The organism is Sphingomonas sp. Leaf34 (assembly GCF_001421805.1).
GTDB lineage: Bacteria > Pseudomonadota > Alphaproteobacteria > Sphingomonadales > Sphingomonadaceae > Sphingomonas.
This window is the reverse complement of sequence record NZ_LMLC01000003.1, coordinates 95,024-114,494: the sequence shown is the minus strand read 5'-3', so window position 1 is coordinate 114,494 and position 19,471 is coordinate 95,024. Positions and strand designations below refer to the sequence as shown.

Sequence of the window (19,471 nt, the reverse complement as noted above, 5' to 3'; positions counted from 1 at the left end):
CCGGAGATCGCCGGCATCGATAGGAAGTGATCGATTAGTTGGGGGGCGCTGCCGAACGGGCGGCGCCCCCCCTATCGTCAGAAGCTCACGCGGCCGCCAAGCGACAGCACGACCGCCGAGGCGTTGCGCAGCGCGCCCGAGGTCAGGATATTGGTCTGCACCGCAGTGCCGGCATAGGCCGCCGTGTTGCGGTCGATCGTCGTGTTGGCGAAGTCGACATATTGCGCGCCGGCGTCGAGCGCGATGCGCGGCGACAGCTGGTAGGAGCCGCCGGCCGCATAGGTCCAGCGATCGGCGTCGGGCACGCGCGCGTCGCGCTGGCCGTCCTGGGTCGGCGACTTGGTGCGCTGCACGCCGGCACGCACGGTGAGCTTGGGCGTGACGTCATAGTCGAAGCCACCTGCGAGGCTCCAGCTGTCCATGTAGTTTTCGGGGATCGCGGTATTCAGCGGCGCACCGAGATCGATCGTGTCGAACTTGCTCCAGTTATATGCGACGACCTGTGCGTTGAGCGTCAGCTTGTCGGTGCCGCGGAACCGGCCTGCGACGATCACCTGACCCGGCGTGTTGAACGCGGCCTTGGCGCCCGACACGGTCGTGTTCGACGACGCGAGCGGACCGACGAGGCCGCTGACCGTGAGATCGCCCTTCAGGTTATGCCGGATGCTCGACTTGTAGCTGATGCCGACGGTCGCGAAGTCGTTGTGCAGCTGCACGCCCGCGGTCCAGCCGAAGTCCCAGCCATCGCCCTTCAACTCCTGATGCCCATCGGGCAACGCCGCGGACAGATTGGGGAGCGCGTTGTTGAGGATCGCGTCGGTATATTCGACGTTGAGCGCACCGCCGACGCGGAGCCAGTCGGTGACGACCACACCGATCGAAGGCTGGACGTCGATCGTGCGCAGCCGCGTCTTGTCGGCGCTGTAGCGGGCCCAGCTATTCGCCTCGTAATTGGTGGTGAAGCTGAACGGCGACGTCACCGCAAGGCCGATCGCGATCCGGTCGGTGAGCGGGTAGGCGATCGCGCCCGATGGGACGACGCCCTTGTTGATCGGATCGCTCGACGTGCCGTTGCCGCCAACCGGGGTGTAGTTCAGGCCGGTTGGCCGACCGGTCGTCGGCGAGAAGGTCGGACGACCGATGACCGTCCCGGTATCGACGACGTCGCCCTTGGGCAGGATCGCGGTTGCACTCAGCGTCGCGCTGCCGTCGCGGATGCCGGCGATCGCCGCCGGGTTCCACCACAGCGAGTCAGGGCCGGTATCCGCGCCTTCGCCCGAGAACGCACGGCCTGCGCCGCGTGCCGACTGCGCCTGGAGATAGAAGGCGTCGGCATAGGCGGTGCTGGCGAAGCCGACGGTGCCGACGAGGGCGGAGGCGACGAGAAGTGGGGCTTTGATACGCAAGGACATGAAACAGACTCTGTACTGGAAATGATCGGGGAGAAATTCAGTGTGGCGGCGGCGCCTCAGCGCACGCGCGTCCAGGTCTGCGTCTTGCAGAGCGGGAAGAAGACGCAGCCGCGGAGCTTCAGCTGGTTCGCGCCGACGGGCGTGATCTTGCCGCTATAGGTCTTGCCGTCCTCGGCATTGTAGACCTGGCCGCTGCTCCATACGCCGTCCTTGTCGGCCTTGAAGCCGCTCAGCATCTGCATGCCCTGGATCGGACGGTTGCGCAGCGCGGTGTTCGCGTTGTTCGCGTCCTTCATCGACGGATTGGCGCGCAGCGCGTCGGAGGTCAGGATCTTGCCGCAGATCGACGGGCCGCAGCGGGCGATCTCGACGATGGCGTTGCGGGTTTCGGTCTTCCAGCGACCGACGACGGTCTCGGGCGTGGCAGACGCGCCGGCGAGCAGGGCGGTGGCGATCAACAGGGACATCTTCGATCCTCTCCTAGAATTTGGGGTCGCCGTATATGTACGGTCGACAATTTCTCGTAAGGCCAACGACGTTAGCGCGACCCTGTTACCGTATACGGCAGTCATGAAACCGCCCTAGTTTCGTCGGAAGACAAGTCAAGTCTTCTTACTGATTCCGACCGGTGAAATAGTGGTCATGAGTTCATCGTTCCCCCGCGCAGGCGGGGGCCCAGGGTAACGCACGTAGCGCCGCTTGACCCTGGGCCCCCGCCTTCGCGGGGGAACATCGTCAGTTCCGCAGCGGCTTGCCCGTCTGCAGCATGTGGACGACGCGCGCCTGCGTGCGCGGATCCTTCACGCTCGCCATGAACGCCGCGCGCTCGAGATCGAGCAGCCGGTCCTCGGTGACGGTGTCGACCAGATCGGCGTCGCCGCCCGTCAGCACCTCGGCAAGACGATCCGCGACGACGAGGTCGTACTCGGTCGCCATGCCCTTCTTGTGGAAGTCCGCGACCGCCATGTTCAGCCCCGTACGACCGCTCGCCCCCGCCAGGCGGAAGGTCGGCGCTTCCGGCGCGACATAGCCCTCGACCAGCGCCAGCGCCTTGGCCTTGGCGTCCGCCAGCAACCGGTCGCGGTTCATCGTGATGCCGTCGTCCTTGCGCAGGATCATCATCTCCTTCGCCTCGGCCGCCGACTTGGCGACCTGCGCGGTGGAGACCGCCTGGAACACCTTGGTCAGCACCGGCATCGGGCCCTTGGGGAGCGTACCCGACTTGGTCCAGCGATCGAGCATCTCGCCATTGCCGCCCCAGCCGGGGACGAGCCCGACGCCGCATTCGACGAGCCCTGCATAGGTCTCGGCATGCGCCTGCACCGCGTCCGAATGGAGCAGCACCTCGCACCCGCCGCCGAGCGCGAGGCCCGCGGGGGCGCTGACGACGGGGAAGGGCGCGTATTTGAGCGCCTTGTACGCCTGCTGCCCGCCCTTGACGCTGGCCTCGACCATGTCCCACAGGCCCGCGCCGACCGCGAACATCGCCGCGCCGAGATTTGCGCCCGCCGAGAAGTTCGCCGCCTCGTTATACACCACCAGCGCCTTGAAACGCTCGCGGACGACCGGGATCGCCTCGTTGATGAGCGCGACGACCTGATCGTCGAGCGCGTTCATCTTGGTGTGGAATTCGAGCGCGGCGACACCGTCGCCGACATCCCAGAGCGACGCCGACAGGTTCTGGAGGATCGGCTGCGACCGCAGCTTGATGTCCTCGAGCAGTTCGACGCCGTCCGCGCGCGGCACGTCGGCATAATCGCCGCCCGTCGTGAGATACTGACGCTGGCCATTCTCGACGCGGTAGAACGGACGATCGCCGGCCGTGGTCAGGATCGCGGGAACGTCGCGGCCTTCGTCGGCGAGACGCGCAGCGAGAACGCCCGGTCCCATCCGGTCGATCAGCTCGAACGGCCCGTATTTCCAGTTGTACCCCAGCTTCATCGCGTCATCGATCGCGACGACATCGTCCGCGGCTTCGCCGACCAGCATCGCCGCATAGGACAGCGTGTTGCCGAGAATCGTCCAGGCATAGGTGCCGATCTTGCCGGGCTCGGCGATCAGCGCGGCGAGATCCTTGCCCGTCTTGCCGGGCAGCTCCGCGGGCTTGGCCTCGGGCCGATACTCGCCAGTCGCGAGGTCGAGCGACAGCTTGGTGCGAGTCGCCTTGTCGAACCGGTAGAAGCCGCCCTTGCCCTTGCGGCCGGTGAACCCCTCGGCGATCATCTTGTCGACCAGCGGCATGTCGCGCACTGTATCGAAATACGGATCGCCCGCGGGCAGCGTGGAGGAGAGGCTCTTCGACAGCAGCGGCATCAGGTCGACGCCGACGAGGTCGACGAGGCCGAAGATCCCGGTCTTGGGCACGCCCATCGGGCGGCCACCGATCTGGTCGGCCTCCTCGACGGTCAGCCCCTGGTCCATCGCCGCGTTGATCGCGATCGCCAGCCAATAGGTGCCGATCCGGTTGGCGATGAAGCCCGGCGTGTCCTTCGCGCGGACGATGCGCTTGCCCATGAAGCGATCGACGAAATCCTCGACCTTCTCGGCGACAGCGACGTCGGTGTGCGCACCGCGGACGATCTCGACCAGCCGCATGTAGCGCGGCGGGTTGAAGAAGTGCGTGATCAGGAAGTCGGCCTTGAACTGGTCCGTCCGCCCCGCGACGAGGTTGCCGAGCGGGATCGTCGAGGTGTTCGATGAGACCGCGGTGCCCGGACGCTTCAGCGCCTCGAGCTTGGCGTAGAGCGCCTGCTTGATGTCGAGCCGTTCGACGATCGCCTCGACGATCCAGTCGCACTCGGCGACGCGGTCGAGATGGTCGTCGATGTTGCCCGTCTCGACCAGCTTGGCCGCGCGCTTCGACATGAAGGGCGCGGGGTCGGTCTTGAGCATCTTGGCGACCGCGCCCTTGGCGACCGCATCGCGGTCGTCACCCTCGCGGGGGACGATATCGAGCAGCAGCACCGGGATGCCGGCATTGGCGACCTGCGCCGCAATGCCCGCGCCCATCACGCCTGCGCCGATGACGCAGACCTTTTTCACCTGATCGACCATCATGCGCGCTCCAGCACCGTTGCGATGCCCTGACCGCCGCCGATGCACTGCGTCGCGAGCGCGTAGCGGCCGCCTTCGCGGGCCAGCAGCGCGGCCGCCTTGCCGACGATCCGCGCGCCGGTCGCGCCGAGCGGGTGACCGATCGCGATCGCGCCGCCGTCGAGATTGATCGTCTCGTCCTTCAGCCCGAGATCGCGGATGCAGGCGATCGCCTGGCTGGCGAACGCCTCGTTGATCTCGACCACGTCGAGGTCGGCGACGGTGATCCCGGCGCGTTCGAGCGCCTTCTTCGACGCACCGATCGGGCCGAGCCCCATCGTTTCGGGCGCGCACCCCGATACGCCGATCGACTTGATGCGGGCGAGGATCGTCAGGCCATGCTTCTTGGCGAACTCTTCCGAGGTGACGAGCACCGCGGACGCGCCGTCGGTCAGCGGCGACGATGTGCCGGCCGTGACCGAACCCTCCGCGCTGAACGCGGGCTTCAGGCCGGCGAGCGCCTCGGTGGTCGTGCCGGCGCGGATCGTGCCGTCCTGGCTGACGGGGCCGCCCTTGGTCTGGATCGTCACGATCTCGTCGGACAGGCGGCCATCGGTGCGCGCCGCAGCGGCCTTGTCCTGGCTCTTTACCGCGAATGCGTCCTGCTCGGCGCGCGTGATCTGGTATTGGCGCGCGACGTTCTCGGCCGTTTCGCCCATGCCCATATAGGCGCCAGCGCTCTTCTTCGCGAGCGCGGGGTTGGGGAGGGGGTTGTAGCCGCCCATCGGCACGCGGCTCATCGATTCGAGCCCGGCGCAGATGAACGCCTCGCCCGCGCCGACCGCGATCTGGCCGTAGGCGATGTGGATCGCGCTCATCGACGAGCCGCAGAACCGGTTGACCGTCATCCCGCCGACCGAGATCGGCAGGTCGGCGATCTGCGCGATCAGCTTGGCGACGTTGAGGCCCTGCTCGCCCTCGGGGAAGGCGCAGCCGAGGATGATGTCCTCGATCTCTGCGGGATCGACGCCGGTCTTGTCGAGAAGCCCGCGAATCGTCTGCGCGGCGAGGTCGTCCGGACGGACACGGGCGAGCTCGCCCTTGCCGGCGAGGTGGAACGGCGAACGGGCGTACCCGGCGATGACGACGTTGGTCACGATGATCCTCTCATATTGCGGTCGCCCCGCATTGACGCTTGCGGGTTACCCTTAAGGTGCGATACCTCACCTTTACGTCAAGGTGAAGCGGCCGACAAGATGGCTTACGCACATCGAGTTATGGAGAGCGAGATGCAGGACACTTCCGGGGGCAAAGCGATCGGCGCGCCATTGCTGGGCGAACCGCGGTTGTTGGGCGACATGCTCGATACGTCGGTCCGCCGGTTCGGGTCGCGCAACGTCCTCGATTTCATGGGGCGCACGCTGACCTATGCCGAGCTCGGCGAGTCGGTCGACCGCGCCGCGCGGGGCCTTCAGGATCTCGGCGTCGCAAAGGGGACACGCGTCGCGCTCTGCCTGCCCAACACGCCGTATTATCCGATCCTGTTCTTCGCGATCCTCAAGGCCGGCGGAATCGTCGTCAACGTCAACCCGCTCTATGTCGAGCGCGAGCTGGCGCATCTGCTCGAGGATTCGGGCGCGACGATCATCGCCACCTGCGACATCGCCGAAATTCATGCGCGCGTGCTCAAGGTCGCCGGGCAGATGGGCGTAAAGCACGTCATAACCTGCCCGATCGCCGGCGCGCTGCCGACGCTGAAGTCGATCGCCTACCGGATCTTCAAGCGCGCTGAGATCGGCCACGCGCCCCGCGATGCGCGCCATTGCACGTTCGACTCTCTGCTGAAGGCAAAAGGTGCGCCAACCCCCGTCTCGGTCTCGCCGAACGAGGTCGCGGTGCTGCAATATACCGGCGGCACCACCGGCGAGCCCAAGGCGGCGATGCTCAGCCACGCGAATCTGGTGTCGAACGCCGATGCGATGATGGTGTTCGTCGGCGGCGAGCAGCCCCATCAGGACCGGGTGCTCGGCGCGCTGCCGCTGTTCCATGTCTTCGCGCTGACGACGGTGCTGACCTATTCGATCCGCGCGGGCGCAGAAATGATCCTTATGCCGCGCTTCGAACTCGGTCAGCTGCTCAAGACGATCGACCGCACCAAGCCGAGCTATTTCCCCGCGGTGCCGACGATCTACGCCGCGATTACGACCGCTGCCGAGACGCAGAAGATCGACCTGTCCTCGATCCACGCGTGCATCTCGGGCGGCGCGCCGCTCCCCGCCGAGGTCCGCACCGCGTTCGAGGCGGCGACTGGCGCCAAGCTCGTCGAGGGCTATGGCCTGTCCGAAGCCTCGCCGATCATCACCTGCAACCCGATCGACGGCGTCAACAAGCCGGGCTCGGCGGGCTTGCCGTTCCCCGGCACGACGATCGAGATCCGCGACCGCGAGGACCCGACCCGGCTGCTCCCGATCGGGGAGAATGGCGAGATTTGCGCGCGCGGTCCCCAGATCACCCAAGGCTATTGGCACAAGCCGGCGGCCACCGCCGCGCTGTTCGCGGACGGGGCGCTGCGGACGGGCGACGTGGGGCACCTCGACGAAGACGGCTATCTGTTCATCGTCGACCGGATCAAGGACCTGATTCTCGCCGGCGGCTACAACGTGTATCCACGGGTGATCGAGGAAGCGTTGTATGAACACCCCGCCGTGCTCGAGGCGGTGGTCATCGGCGTGCCCGACAAATACCGGGGGCAAGCGCCCAAGGCCTTTGTCGTGCTGGCCGAAGGGGCGGTGGCTACCCCGCTAGAACTGCGTGATTTTCTGCGCGACAAGATCAGCAAGATCGAGCTTCCCCGCGAGGTGGAAATCCGCGACACTCTGCCCAAGACGTTGATCGGCAAGCTATCCAAAAAGGAACTTGTCGCAGAAGAGGCCGCCAAGGCCGCAGCGTCGGAGGCGAGGGGAGTGAACGCGTGAACGACCGACAGGACGATCTTACCGGCATACAGGAGGTCTCGCGCACGCTCGGCGTGAGCGCCCGCACGCTCAGATTCTACGAAGACAAGGGGCTGATCGAGCCGTGCCGGATCGGCACGACGCGCGTCTACACGCGGCGCGAAGTGGCGCGGATGCAGCTGATCCTGCGCGGCAAGAGGCTGGGCTTCACGCTGCGCGACATCGAGGAATTCCTCGACCTCTACGACGCCGATCCGCAGCATGTCGAACAGATGCGCGCGCTGGCCGAACGCTGCCGCCAGCGCATCGACCTCCTCGATGCGCAACGCGACGCGATCGTCCAGACGCGCGACGAACTGGAGAAGATCGAGCAGGAGGCGCTCGCGCGAATCCCGAACGAGGCGATCTGACACCTCAGACCGTTCGTGAGGTACGATCGGCAAGCCTCTGATTACGCCACCACCCCGGCCTCCGCCGGGGTGGTGAATTGCTGGTTCTCCCCCTTGTGGGGGAGGCTCGGCAAAGTCCGCGGGCAGCGAGGCTTAAAGCCCCACCACACCCCCATCGTTCTTCGTGATCACGATCGTCGCCGACCGCGGCCGCGAGGGGCTAGTCACCGTGCCCGCCTGGTTCGCCGGCCAGCTGCTGGTGATGTTGGTCGGGCCGCCATTCTCGCCCGGATGCTGGATGTTGACGAACAGTGACCGGCCATCGGGGGTCGAGTGGATGCCCGTGATCTCGCACTCCTTCGGCCCGACCAGGAAGCGCCGCAGCGCCGCCCCCGGTGCCTTGCCGATCCGCGTCGTCACCGAGCCGGTCGCCGCACCGATCGTGTTGGTCACGGTCCGCGTGCCCCCGTCGTTGACGATGCCCGGCACCGAGGCGAGCAGCATGCAGTTGGTGACATCGGTAAAGGCGCCGTCGTCGGTCTCGATCCACATCACCGGCGCGATCGTCCCCGACGCGTTGCTCGGCAGGCCGAACCACAGACCGTCGGGCGACGAGAAGTCGTTGGTCGCATCGAGACCCGACAGGTTGATGTTGGTCGCATCCAGATCGGAGCCTGCGCCGAACGCATAGATGTCCCACACGAACGTCGTCGCCTCGGACGTATCCCCAGTCTCGCGCAGGCGGATGATGTGTCCGTTGGCGTTGCCCGTGGTCTGTCCGCCGGTCGTCTTCGGATCGACATAGGCGCGCGGGTTGGGCGCATCCGCGGTCGCGACGGTGCGCGACGAGTTGTTGGTGAGCGTGCAGTACATCTCGCCGGTGGCGGGATTGACCGCGGTCCACTCCGGCCGATCCATCCGCGTCGCACCCAGCGCATCCGCGGCGAGGCGCGTGTTGATCAACACGTCGACCTGGCTGGCGAACGGATAGGCTGCATTGGCCGAGGTGAGCGGCCCCTGGCCGAACACCAGCGGCAGCCACTGGCCGCTGCCGTCGGCTGCAAGCTTCGCGACGTACAGCGTTCCCGTATCGAGATACTTGTCGCCGATCGCGAGACGGTTTGCCGCGGTGGCATCCGCCGTCGCCCAGGGCGTCGCCGACACGAACTTGTAGATATACTCGTTCTGCGCGTCGTCGCCCATGTAGAAGGCGGGCTTCACGCCAGCGATCGTCCGGCCGATCTGGCACCCCTCATGGTTCATGCGGCCCAGCGCGGTCCGCTTGCGCGGGGTCGAATTGGCATCGAACGGATCGATCTCGACCACCCAGCCATACTGGAAGATCTCGTTGCGGAAATCGCCGGTGCCATCGGCCGGTGCGCCGGCCTGTGCGGTGATGTTCCAGCGGGCATAGAGCGTGCTGGTGGTGTCCGCGGGCGTCACCGTCGACCACCCGTAATTCCCGCCGGTGTTGCTCTCGGACTTGCCGTAGCGCGCCAGCGACGTGTTGGCCTTCACGCCGGCCGGGCCGCTCGCCGCGCGACGCACGCCGTCGCCAACTTCGCGCCGGAAATAGCCAACCCAATTCTCTTCGTTCGTCAGGTACGTGTTCCACGGCATCGTGCCGTTTGCACAATTGTTGATCGTGCCGCGGCCCGTGGTCGCGTCGGGCGAATAGCGCGTCTTGAGGCTGTCGGCACCGCGGACCGGCCCCGAGAAGCTCATTGGCGTCAGCGGCGTGATGCGACGGTTGAACGACGAGGCGGTCGTATAGCTCCAGGCGCTGGCGCGGTTGATCTCGATCACCGACACACCATGGCATTCCATCTCCTTCAGCGCCTCGGCCTCGGGGCGAACGCCACCGGTGTTGGTCGGGCCGTTCGGATGCAGATACGCCTGCGTGATATTCTCGTGGTTCAGCACGAGCAGCCCGCGCGTGTTGCCGTTCGCATCGGGAGTCCCGGTCGCCGACAGGCCGAAATAGCTCATGCCGTCGTGATGATCGCCCGCACGTTTCGAGAAGGTCGCGTCGGTGCCGTCATTGGCATAGGCGCCGACGCCGCTGCCGATCGGGTCGCCGAGCCGGTACAGGACCGTCACGGCATAGCCCGACGGCACGGCAACGACGTCGGCGAGGCTCTTCGCGACTGCGGTGAAGCCGAGCGATGCCGCGCCGACCGTCACGCTGGTGGTCGCCGTGACCGATCCGCTTGCCGACACGGCGGTGAAGACGAAGCTCAGGACCGTCCCGGCCGGAGCGCCGGGAACGACGAACGTTGCGGTGGCGGTGGTGGCGCCGGCGAGCGTGACCGCCGGACCTGCGGTCTGCGACCAGCTCACGCTGTCGACCTGGCCGATCGCAGCACCGGTCAGCGTCGCGACGCGCCCGGCGGTCGCGCTGCCACCGGCGGTCGCGGTCACCGTCACCGGGTCCGAGCCGCCGTCATTATCGTCATCGCAGCCGGTCAGCAGCATGCCGCCGAACACCGCCGCGGCGGTTGCCGACATCCCGCCCATCAAGGTCTGGCGGCGGGAATAGCGCACCGCGATCAGGTCGTTGAGATGCGGGTTGGCGCTTGGATTGGTGTCGATATCGCCGTCGGTGTAGATGGTCTCGAACGTCATGCTTGGTCCCCCCAGGGATGGTTGCGTGGTAGTGAAACGATGCGTGGCAATCAGAATTTCGCGCCCAGTTCGATGCCGTAGAAGCGCGGCTCGCCGGCGATGTAGGTCGGGATGCCGAAGCCGCCGCCGGTGTTGCCCGCGTCGATCAGGTAGCGCTTGTTGGCGGCGTTGCGGACGAACCCGCCGACGCTGTAGCGACCCTGCGCGAACTCGAGCCCGGCACGCGCGTTGACGAGCATGTAGCCGGGCGTGCTGATCGCCGGGTTATTCGGCAGTTCGAAGAACACCTTCGACCGGTAGTTGATGCTTGGCGTCGCATAGAGCGTCGCGCCACCGACCGGCAGCCGCAGCATCAGGCCGCCCGACGCCGTCGTATCCGGCTGGAGGCGGAAGCGATTCCCTGCGAACGAGCCGGCGGGCTTGTCCGCGATCCCGCCATCGATATACGCGAACGTCGCGAATACGGAGAGGTACGAGGCGAGCTTCAGATTGCCTTCGAGCTCGACGCCGAGATTTTTCGCGGAGCCCGCGCTCTGCGTCCGTGCCGAGCCGTCGGGCTGCGTCACCGAGACCTGGAAGCCGTCATAGGTCTGATAGAACACCGACGCGGCGCCGCTGAACGGCCCGACCCGCCCCTTGATGCCGCCCTCGTAGTTCCAGACATTCTCCTGCGGGACGACCTGGAGGTTCGGGCCGACGCCGAATGCGGTGGTCTGCGCGGCGAGCTGGACGACCGGGGACCGGCGCCCCTTGCTGATCGTGGCGTAGAGATTGACGTCGTCGTCGAGCTTCAGCAGCGCGTTGAAGCGCGGCAGGATCGCGGTGAAGCTCTTTTCGGCGACGAACTTGTTGCCGTTCGTGTTCGCGGTGCCGAGCAGGCTGGTGCGGACGCCGAGCGATGCCAGGATGACCGAATTCGGCTGGACCGACGTATAGCCCGACTGACGATCTTCGATCAGGATGCGTGCGCCGGCGGTCAGCTCGAGCGCCGGCACCGGAATGTAGGTCGCGTCGGCGAACACCGAATAGGTGTCGTTGTTGCCGAAGTTGGTGAACACCGACGAATAGGGGATCGCGGTTGCCCGGCCGCCGGTCAGGACCGCGGTCGCGCGGGTTGCCGGGATCGTGCCGTTGGGCGCCACGCACGACGTGCCGGTCGGGATGCCGGCGGCGTTCAGCGCGGACCGGATCTGCGCGAAACTCGTGTTTACCGAGCAGGCGAGATACGTGCCTTCCTCCGTTGCGAACGGCACGCGTTGAAAACCGTTTTCGAAGAACGCGTTCCAGCCGACCGAGGCGCGGTATTTCGGGCCTTCGAAGGCGAACCGGCTTTCGTGGCTCCACTGGTCGCCCTTGGCGTCTTCGGCGAACTCCAGATACGCGGCGGGGCCGCCATCCGCATCGAACACCTCGTTCGAATCGAACCGGCGATAGCCGTTGACGGTGGTGAACGTGATCCCCGGCGACAGGTCCGCGGTGATCGTCAGATTGGCGTCATAGACGTTGCGGGTCAGCCCGAGCTTGCGCGCGCCGAGCGTGGCCGCGCTGTAGGGCGACCCCGAGAGTTCGGCATAGCCATAGTCGCCGGTCTGGCCGCCGGTCGGGGCATGTGCGCGGCTCTTGAACGCGGTGCCGGGGTTGCGCTGGCCGTCATAGGTGAGGACGAGATCGGCGGTGATGCTGTCGCTCGGGCGATAGCGCAGCGAGCCGCGCAGCCCGCGCTGATCCTGCCCGTTGAGATCGTCCTGATCGACGCCGCCCTGATTCTGGTTCGGCACGTTCGCGTCGCCGGCGATGTTGCGGACATAGCCCTTGCGATATTTATACGCGAAGGCGAGGCGGCCCGAGAGCACGTCGTTGCCCGCGTTCAGGAAGCCCGACACCTGCGTGCGGTCGAAATTGCCGTATGTCCCGTTGATCGCGCCCGAAAACCCGGCTTCGGGCTTCGCCGAGATCACGCTGATCGCGCCGACCGCGGCAGCGGTGCCGAACAGCGTGGCCTGCGGGCCCTTCACGACCTCGATTCGCGCCAGGTCGAACAGGTCCTGATACGCGCCGCGCGACCGGCTGATGTCGATGCCGTTGTAATAGAGCGTGACGCGTGCGCCCTGCTGCGACGAACCATTGTCCGAGGTGATGCCGCGGATCACGAAGCCGGGGTTATTCGCGCTCTGCTCCTGGATCTGGAGGCCGGGGATATACGCGGCGACCTCGCTCAGCGAATTGACGCCGATCGACGCCATCTTCGCGCTGGTGACCGCGGTGACGGTAACCGGCACGTCCTCGATCCGCTGCTCGCGCTTCTGCGCCGTGACGACGATCTCGTCGCCGGCCGTGCCGGCGGACTGCCCACCCGCCCGCGCATCGGCCTGCGTGCCGGCTTGCGTGCCGGCCTGCGTACCGGCTTGCGCCAAGGCTGCGGTCGAGCAGGTCGTGGCAAGCATCGCAAGTGCGAGCCGCGTGAAGATACGTGTCATGAAGTCCCCCGTGTCGATGGTGAGGCAGTAGGGACGCTGCGTGACGTTTCGACGTCGTGATGATGAAGCGATGATGACGGTTTCGTAACGAGCGTGTCACATCGCTGCCACCGCGCTGTCTTCGACCGTCGCTAGCAGGCGGCGACACCCGTTACGAAAGCACGAGACGATGACGATCAACCGCCGCGAGGCCCTGAAGACCGCCCTGAAGCTTGCCGGCTCGAGCGCCACGCTCGTGCTGCCCGCGGTGACGCAGGCGGCCGGGACCGCCAAGATCGGTTTCGATCACGGGGTGGCGAGCGGCGATCCCGCGGTGGACGGGGCAATCCTCTGGACGCGCGCAACGCCGGTCGAGCCGACCCAGGCCGGCGATATCGCGCTTACCTGGCACGTAGCCGAGACCGCGGGGGGCAAGGCGGTCCGCTCGGGCACCGTCACGGCCCGCGCGGCCCGCGACTTCACGGCCAAGGTCGACGCGACCGGGCTCCAGCCAGGCCGCGAGTATCGCTACTGGTTCGATGCCGCGGACGGCACGCGCTCGCCCGTCGGGCGGTTCCGCACGCTGCCCAAGGGCAAGGTCGCCGACGTCGTGATGGCGGTGGTCTCGTGCCAGCTCTACGCGGGCGGGCTGTTCAACGCCTATGACGCGATCGCCAAGCTCGACCGGCTCGACGCCGTGCTCCATCTCGGCGACTATATCTACGAATATGGCGTCGACGGCTATGGCGCGGACATCGCCAAGAAGATCGGCCGCTTCGTCGAGCCGCGCCACGAGATCGTCAGCCTCGCCGATTACCGGATGCGCCACGCGCAGGTGAAGCGCGACGTCGACATGCAGGCCGCGCATGCGCGGGCCGCGTTCATCTGCGTGTGGGACGATCACGAGGTTGCCAACGACGACTGGATGCACGGCGCCGAGAACCACGATCCCAAGACCGAGGGCGATTGGGACGCGCGCAAGGCGGCGGCGATGCAGGCCTATTTCGAATGGATGCCGATCCGCGATCCCAAGCCCGGCCAGCCCTGGGCGGCGATCAACCGCAGCTTCGATTTCGGCGATCTCGCGACGCTGGTGATGGTCGAGACACGGTTGCTTGCGCGCAGCGAACAGGTCGCGTCGAAGGGTGAGGCGATCACGCCTGCCGACTATGCGCCGATGCTGGCCGAACGCGCGCGCGACGATCGCGAACTGCTCGGCCCCGCGCAGCTCGCCTGGGTCGAGAAGACGATGGCGACGTCGGTCGCGGCGGGCAAGCCGTGGCAGGTGCTCGGCAATCAGGTGGTGATGGCCAAGGTCGCCGGCCCCGACATGGAACGCCAGCTTGGGCCGGTGAAGTTCGCCGAGACGATGGCGACGCTGCCGGCGATCTGGCGCGAGCGGTTGACCGCGAGCATCGCCTCGTATCGCGCCGGCCTGCCGTTCGGATTCGACAGTTGGGACGGCTATCCGGCTGCGCGCGAGCGGCTGTACGCGGCGTTCAAGCGCGCGAAGTCGCGGCCGATCGTGCTGTCGGGGGACAGTCACGCGGCGTGGGCGAACGATCTGCACGATGAATCGGGCAGGCTGGTCGCCGCGGAGTTCGGGTGCACGGCGATCACCAGCCCGTCCTATGGCTCGCTGCTCCCGGGTATCGGCGCGCAGATCGCCGACGCCAATAAGGGCGAAGTCCGCTTCTGCGATCAGGTCGGCAAGGGTTTCACCATGCTGACGCTCACACCCGAGTACGCGACGGCTGATTCGATCACGGTATCGACGGTGATGGCCAAGCCCTACACGCAAGCCACCGCCGCACGTTTCCGTGCGCATGCGGATCGCCCCTCGGCGCCACTCGAAAAGATCGGCTGAACCCACCGACGATCCTCCCTTGGCATGGGGAGGATCAGGTTCGGCGCTGGTCAATGGCGACCGGACGACGACCGCCGCTTGCCCTGGCGCGTACCCTTTCGGGTACCGAGTTGCGTCAGTCGAAAGTCGTGCTCGGGGAAGGGGGGCAAAGGCCCCGAAAAAAACGGCAATGGTCGGGGCGATAGGATTCGAACCTACGACCCCTGGACCCCGAGACCAGTGCGCTACCAGACTGCGCCACGCCCCGACAACATTGCCGGTGAGCGCCCTAGCCGCGCGCCCGATTGCGATCAAGACAAATATCCGCCGCGCGGCCGACATCTGCCGTCGGCGACGATCCGGGACTGCCGAGTCGGGGAAGCTGCACCGGGATGGTGGTTCTTTTTCAAGGTCATCCGGGTACCTGCGCCGCGTCCCCGCCATCCCCGCGCGTTTTGCCTCCGAAACGGAGTGGGCGGCGATTGTTCACGGCATCGCGCGGGCGCAGCGTCCTTGCAACGCGGAAGGCCGGCACGATCCGACGTCGCGTTCCCTCGACGATAGGAGAGCAGACATGCCTAGTGAGACCGAGATCAAGGAAATCGTCGCCCGCGTTTCCGCGCAGGTGATGAGCGAAGCGAAGACCAACGAGAAGGTCTTTCGAATCGGCGATCTCAGCGCGCACGTGACCGAGCTCGCCAAGGGCCGCGACGAAGCCTGGAGCGTTACCTACAGCACCACGTCGGCGCAGCTCGACGCATCGCGCATCAATCCTGTCGACCAGGTGGCATGGTCGATCAGCTACAGCACGTCGAAGCCGACGATGACCGAGCGCGGCATCGAAAAGAAGAGCTAGGGCGACGGACGAGAAGATCTGGCGCGGGGTTCAGTCCCTGCTGGACGCCTATGTCCGGATCGCCGGCGGCGACACCGCGGTTATCCTGTATACCAGCGATAGCCACCGGTCCGCCGCCCTCGTCTGCGCCGCGCTGGAGATGCGCGGGATCGCGGCCGCCCGCGTATGGATGGCGCCGCTCGTCGATGCGGGGTTCGAGGCGCGACTGCGCGCCGAACTGCCCGCGATCGACACGTTCGGCGGGCGCCTCATCCTGTTGTCGTTCGAGCGCGACACCTTCTCGCATACCGGTGCGCTGACGCGGGCGCTCGCTGCCTATCCACCGGCACGGCTGCGGATTTTCCGTTCGATCAGCGCGAGCGACAGTCTTTTCGCGGATGCGCTGCTGGCGACGCCCGAGGACCTCTCACGCCGCAACGTCGCGCTCCTGACGCGGCTGACGCGCGCCCGGCATCTCCGGATCACGACGCGGGGTGGCACCGATCTTGACGTGACGCTCGATGCCAGACACCGCTGGATCAGCAACCGCGGGCGCGCGCGCGATGGCGGGACGGTGATCCTGCCGGCCGGCGAGGTGGCCACCTTCCCCGCGCGGATTTCGGGCGTCCACGTCGCCGATTTCGCCTATAACGTGAACGCGATCACCGAGGACGATGTACGGCTCGAGCGCTTCCCGGTCACGATCGAGATCGACGGCGGGCGGGTCGTCGCGTATCGCTGCGAGGATGCGCGGACGATGCGGTTCCTCGACGCCGCGCTGACGACGCACTGCGCGTATAATGTCGGCGAACTCGGCTTCGGGACCAATTTCGGGATCGGCGAACCGATCGCGATGAACTCGCACATCAACGAGCGTCGTGCGGGTGTCCATCTCGGGCTTGGTCAGCACAACCAGGATCCCGGCGTGGTCGGCTATCAGTGTGCGATCCACCTCGATCTGATCGCGCGTGGGGGGATCGTCGTGGTCGATGGTGGGGGCGACGTGATCGATCTCGAGCAGTTGGTACCATCGGACGCGCCGCACCCAGAAAGCACCCGCGACGAGGACGTCTTCTCGCCCGACGCGCTGTCGATCGAGGACGGCGATTGCTGCGGGCTGCTGGCGGACGGCGTGCTGACGCCGTGCCCGGTACCGCTGGCCGCGGCGTGAACTACTGGACCGCCGCGCCCGGTCTCGCGCACGCGTTCGGACCGGCGGGTGCCGACGGCGCGACGAGCGTCCCGCTCGAGCTGACGATCCGCACGCTGGCGGCGATCCTGCCCGATCGGCCGTTGCGCGTGGTCGATCTGGGCGGCGGCGATGCGGTGCTGGCGATTCGGCTCTCGGCGATGAACCATGCGGTGGTGGCGCAGGATATCGATCCGCACATGATCGCGCGCGGCGAGCAACGGCTCGCGCGACACCCGCGCGCGATTCGCGATCGGATCCGGCTGATCTGCGCGGACGGCGCAACGATCGCGGCGGATCAGGTCGGGATAGCCGATCTCGTCTGCTGCCACAGCGTGCTGATGTACGAGGATGATCCGGCGCCGCTGGTCCGCACCATCGTCGCGCTGTGCAAACCCGACGGGCTCGTGTCAATCATCGCGATCAATCCGGCGGCCGCCGCGATGCGCGCCGGGCTGGCGGGACGGTGGCGCGAGGCACGGATCGCGCTGGAGACGGGCGACGACGCGCACGGCCCCTATGCCGCGAGCCGCAACCACGCACGCGAGACGATCGTGGCGTTGCTCGCCGCGGCGGGCGCCGCGGTCGTCGCATGGTCGGGAATCGGCATCTTCACCGATCACCATAGCGGCGCGATCGTCGCGGATGATCCACAGGAGGTGCTGCGCGCCGAATGGCTGGCGGGCCGGCAGGATCCGTATCGGCAGGTCGCGCGCTGCTATCACCTCATTGCACGCAAGACATAAGGCCACCGTCTATCGCGCGCGCGGCGTCGCTGCTAGGAGCGCGGCATGACTCCGCTCGACCGCATCCGCAATTTCTCCATCATCGCCCATATCGACCATGGCAAGTCGACGCTCGCCGACCGCCTGATCCAGCAGACCGGCGGGCTGACCGCGCGCGAAATGTCCGAGCAGGTGCTCGACAATATGGACATCGAGAAGGAGCGCGGGATCACGATCAAGGCGCAGACCGTGCGCCTCGCCTACAAGGCCAAGGACGGTCTTGATTACGTCCTCAACCTGATGGACACGCCGGGCCATGTCGACTTCGCCTATGAGGTGAGCCGCAGTCTCGCCGCGTGCGAGGGCGCGCTGCTGGTGGTGGACGCGGCGCAGGGCGTCGAGGCGCAGACCTTGGCCAACGTCTACCAGTCGATCGAGCATGATCACGAGATCGTGCCGGTCATCAACAAGATCGATCTGCCCGCCGCCGAGCCCGAGAAGGTCCGCAAGGAAATCGAGGACGTGATCGGCATCGACGCGTCCGGCGCGGTGCTCGCGTCGGCCAAGTCGGGGATCGGCATCGAGGACATCCTCGAGGCGATCGTCACGAAGATCCCGCCGCCCAAGGGCGACCCCGAGGCACCGCTCAAGGCGATGCTGGTCGACAGCTGGTACGATCCGTATCTCGGCGTCGTCATCCTCGTCCGCGTGATCGACGGCGTCCTGAAGAAGGGCCAGCAGATCAAGTTCATGCAGACGGGGACGATGCACCTCGTCGACCGCGTCGGCTGTTTCCGCCCCAAGATCGAGCAGCTGACCGAGCTCGGCACGGGCGAGATGGGCTTCATCACCGCGCAGATCAAAGAGGTCGCACAGACGCGCGTCGGCGACACGATCACCGATGCCAAGCGGCCTGCACTCGAGGCGCTGGCAGGCTTCAAGGAAGTCCAGCCGGTGGTGTTCTGCGGGATGTTCCCGGTCGACGCCGCCGAGTTCGAGAAGCTGCGCGAGTCGATCTCCAAGCTGCGGCTGAACGATGCGTCCTTCTCGTTCGAAATGGAGACGTCGGCGGCGCTGGGCTTCGGCTTCCGCTGCGGGTTCCTGGGGTTGCTGCATCTGGAGATCATCCAGGAGCGCCTGACGCGCGAATATGACCTCGACCTGATCACGACCGCGCCGTCGGTGGTGTACGAGATCGAGCTGACCCACCCCGATCCCGCGGGCACGACGCATATCGAGTTGCACAACCCCGCCGACATGCCCGAGCCGAACAAGATCGCGACGATCAGCGAGCCGTGGATCGAAGCGACGATCTACGTCCCCGACGAATATCTCGGCAGCGTGCTCAAGCTGTGCCAGGATCGCCGCGGCATCCAGAAGAACCTTACCTATGTCGGCGGTCGCGCGCAGGCGACCTACGAGCTGCCGCTCAACGAAGTGGTGTTCGATTTCTACGATCGGCTGAAGTCGATGTCGAAGGGCTATGCCAGCTTCGATTATCACCAGATCGGCTATCGCGAGGGTGACCTCGTCAAGATGGGTATCCTCGTCAACGAGGAGCCGGTGGACGCGCTGAGCATGATCGTCCACCGCGGCACTGCCGAAGTGCGTGGTCGCGGCATGGTCGAACGGCTGAAGGACCTGATCCCGCGGCATCTGTTCAAGATCCCGATCCAGGCGGCGATCGGCGGCAAGGTGATCGCGCGCGAGACAATCAGCGCGATGCGCAAGGACGTGACCGCCAAATGCTATGGCGGTGACGCGAGCCGCAAGAAGAAGCTCCTCGAAAAGCAGAAGAAGGGGAAGCTGAAGATGCGCGAGTACGGCTCGGTCAGCATCCCGCAGGAAGCGTTCATCGCCGCGCTTCGCATGGGCGACGACGCGTAGGCGAGGCCGCCAATTTTCCACATTGGGGGGCGGGACGACGCTAACGTTCCGCCGCGAGTTTCGTCCGAGTGCGCGCGGCTAGCTGAAGCCGGGAGTCGCTAGCGCGCGCCGGACCGACGG

13 protein-coding genes and 1 tRNA gene are annotated in these 19,471 nt (G+C 66.6%); 7 read left to right on the top strand and 7 right to left on the bottom strand.

The features are described from left to right. Positions 1 to 77 precede the first annotated feature (77 nt). The 4 genes from ASF00_RS08940 to ASF00_RS08925 form a co-directional block, all read right to left on the bottom strand. Positions 78 to 1,412, bottom strand: a complete 1,335-nt coding sequence (locus tag ASF00_RS08940) for an OmpP1/FadL family transporter (RefSeq protein ID WP_055877536.1) — start codon at positions 1,410 to 1,412, stop codon at positions 78 to 80. 56 nt (positions 1,413 to 1,468) lie between these two features. Beyond that, positions 1,469 to 1,879: a DUF2147 domain-containing protein gene (locus ASF00_RS08935; protein WP_055877533.1), complete on the bottom strand. Its 411-nt coding sequence runs from the start codon at positions 1,877 to 1,879 to the stop codon at positions 1,469 to 1,471. A 268-nt stretch (positions 1,880 to 2,147) separates the two neighbouring features. Beyond that, on the bottom strand, positions 2,148 to 4,466 hold the full coding sequence (locus ASF00_RS08930) for a 3-hydroxyacyl-CoA dehydrogenase/enoyl-CoA hydratase family protein (protein WP_055878714.1): 2,319 nt from the start codon (positions 4,464 to 4,466) through the stop codon (positions 2,148 to 2,150). After that, entirely contained in the window at positions 4,466 to 5,602 is a 1,137-nt protein-coding gene (locus tag ASF00_RS08925; protein WP_055877530.1) for a thiolase family protein, read from the bottom strand. The genes ASF00_RS08930 and ASF00_RS08925 overlap by 1 nt, the downstream gene beginning before the upstream one ends. A gap of 132 nt (positions 5,603 to 5,734) precedes the next feature. Here ASF00_RS08925 and ASF00_RS08920 point away from each other — a divergent pair, with 132 nt between their 5' ends. Both ASF00_RS08920 and ASF00_RS08915 read left to right on the top strand, forming a co-directional pair. Then, complete coding sequence (locus ASF00_RS08920; protein WP_055878711.1) at positions 5,735 to 7,420, top strand: long-chain-fatty-acid--CoA ligase; 1,686 nt, start codon at positions 5,735 to 5,737, stop codon at positions 7,418 to 7,420. Next, positions 7,417 to 7,809 carry a MerR family transcriptional regulator gene (locus ASF00_RS08915; protein ID WP_055877527.1) on the top strand — a complete coding sequence of 131 codons (393 nt, stop codon included), beginning with the start codon at positions 7,417 to 7,419 and terminating at the stop codon, positions 7,807 to 7,809. Before ASF00_RS08920 ends, ASF00_RS08915 begins: the two co-directional genes overlap by 4 nt. Positions 7,810 to 7,941: 132 nt before the next feature. Here ASF00_RS08915 and ASF00_RS08910 read toward each other — a convergent pair whose 3' ends face one another. Next, positions 7,942 to 10,413, bottom strand: a complete 2,472-nt coding sequence (locus ASF00_RS08910; RefSeq protein WP_055877524.1) for a PhoX family protein — start codon at positions 10,411 to 10,413, stop codon at positions 7,942 to 7,944. A 50-nt stretch (positions 10,414 to 10,463) separates the two neighbouring features. Beyond that, entirely contained in the window at positions 10,464 to 12,890 is a 2,427-nt protein-coding gene (locus ASF00_RS08905; RefSeq protein WP_055877519.1) for a TonB-dependent receptor, read from the bottom strand. 169 nt (positions 12,891 to 13,059) lie between these two features. Here ASF00_RS08905 and ASF00_RS08900 point away from each other — a divergent pair, with 169 nt between their 5' ends. Further along, on the top strand, positions 13,060 to 14,736 hold the full coding sequence (locus ASF00_RS08900; RefSeq protein ID WP_055877516.1) for an alkaline phosphatase D family protein: 1,677 nt from the start codon (positions 13,060 to 13,062) through the stop codon (positions 14,734 to 14,736). 170 nt (positions 14,737 to 14,906) lie between these two features. Here the strand turns inward: ASF00_RS08900 and ASF00_RS08895 are convergent. After that, positions 14,907 to 14,983: transfer RNA gene (locus ASF00_RS08895), tRNA-Pro, on the bottom strand. Positions 14,984 to 14,995: 12 nt separating this feature from the next. Here ASF00_RS08895 and ASF00_RS18440 point away from each other — a divergent pair. From ASF00_RS18440 to lepA, 4 genes are all read left to right on the top strand, one after another. Further along, complete coding sequence (locus tag ASF00_RS18440) at positions 14,996 to 15,571, top strand: hypothetical protein (protein WP_156348270.1); 576 nt, start codon at positions 14,996 to 14,998, stop codon at positions 15,569 to 15,571. Positions 15,572 to 15,710: 139 nt separating this feature from the next. Then, positions 15,711 to 16,721 (top strand): aminopeptidase, encoded by a 1,011-nt coding sequence (locus tag ASF00_RS18435; protein WP_156348269.1) that lies wholly within the window; start codon positions 15,711 to 15,713, stop codon positions 16,719 to 16,721. Beyond that, positions 16,694 to 17,485, top strand: coding sequence for a class I SAM-dependent methyltransferase (locus ASF00_RS08880; protein WP_055877502.1), 792 nt, complete (start codon positions 16,694 to 16,696; stop codon positions 17,483 to 17,485). Before ASF00_RS18435 ends, ASF00_RS08880 begins: the two co-directional genes overlap by 28 nt. 45 nt (positions 17,486 to 17,530) lie before the next feature. Then, a complete protein-coding gene (gene lepA, locus ASF00_RS08875; RefSeq protein ID WP_055877500.1) occupies positions 17,531 to 19,351 on the top strand; it encodes a translation elongation factor 4 in 1,821 nt (606 codons plus the stop codon). Positions 19,352 to 19,471: the final 120 nt, after the last annotated feature.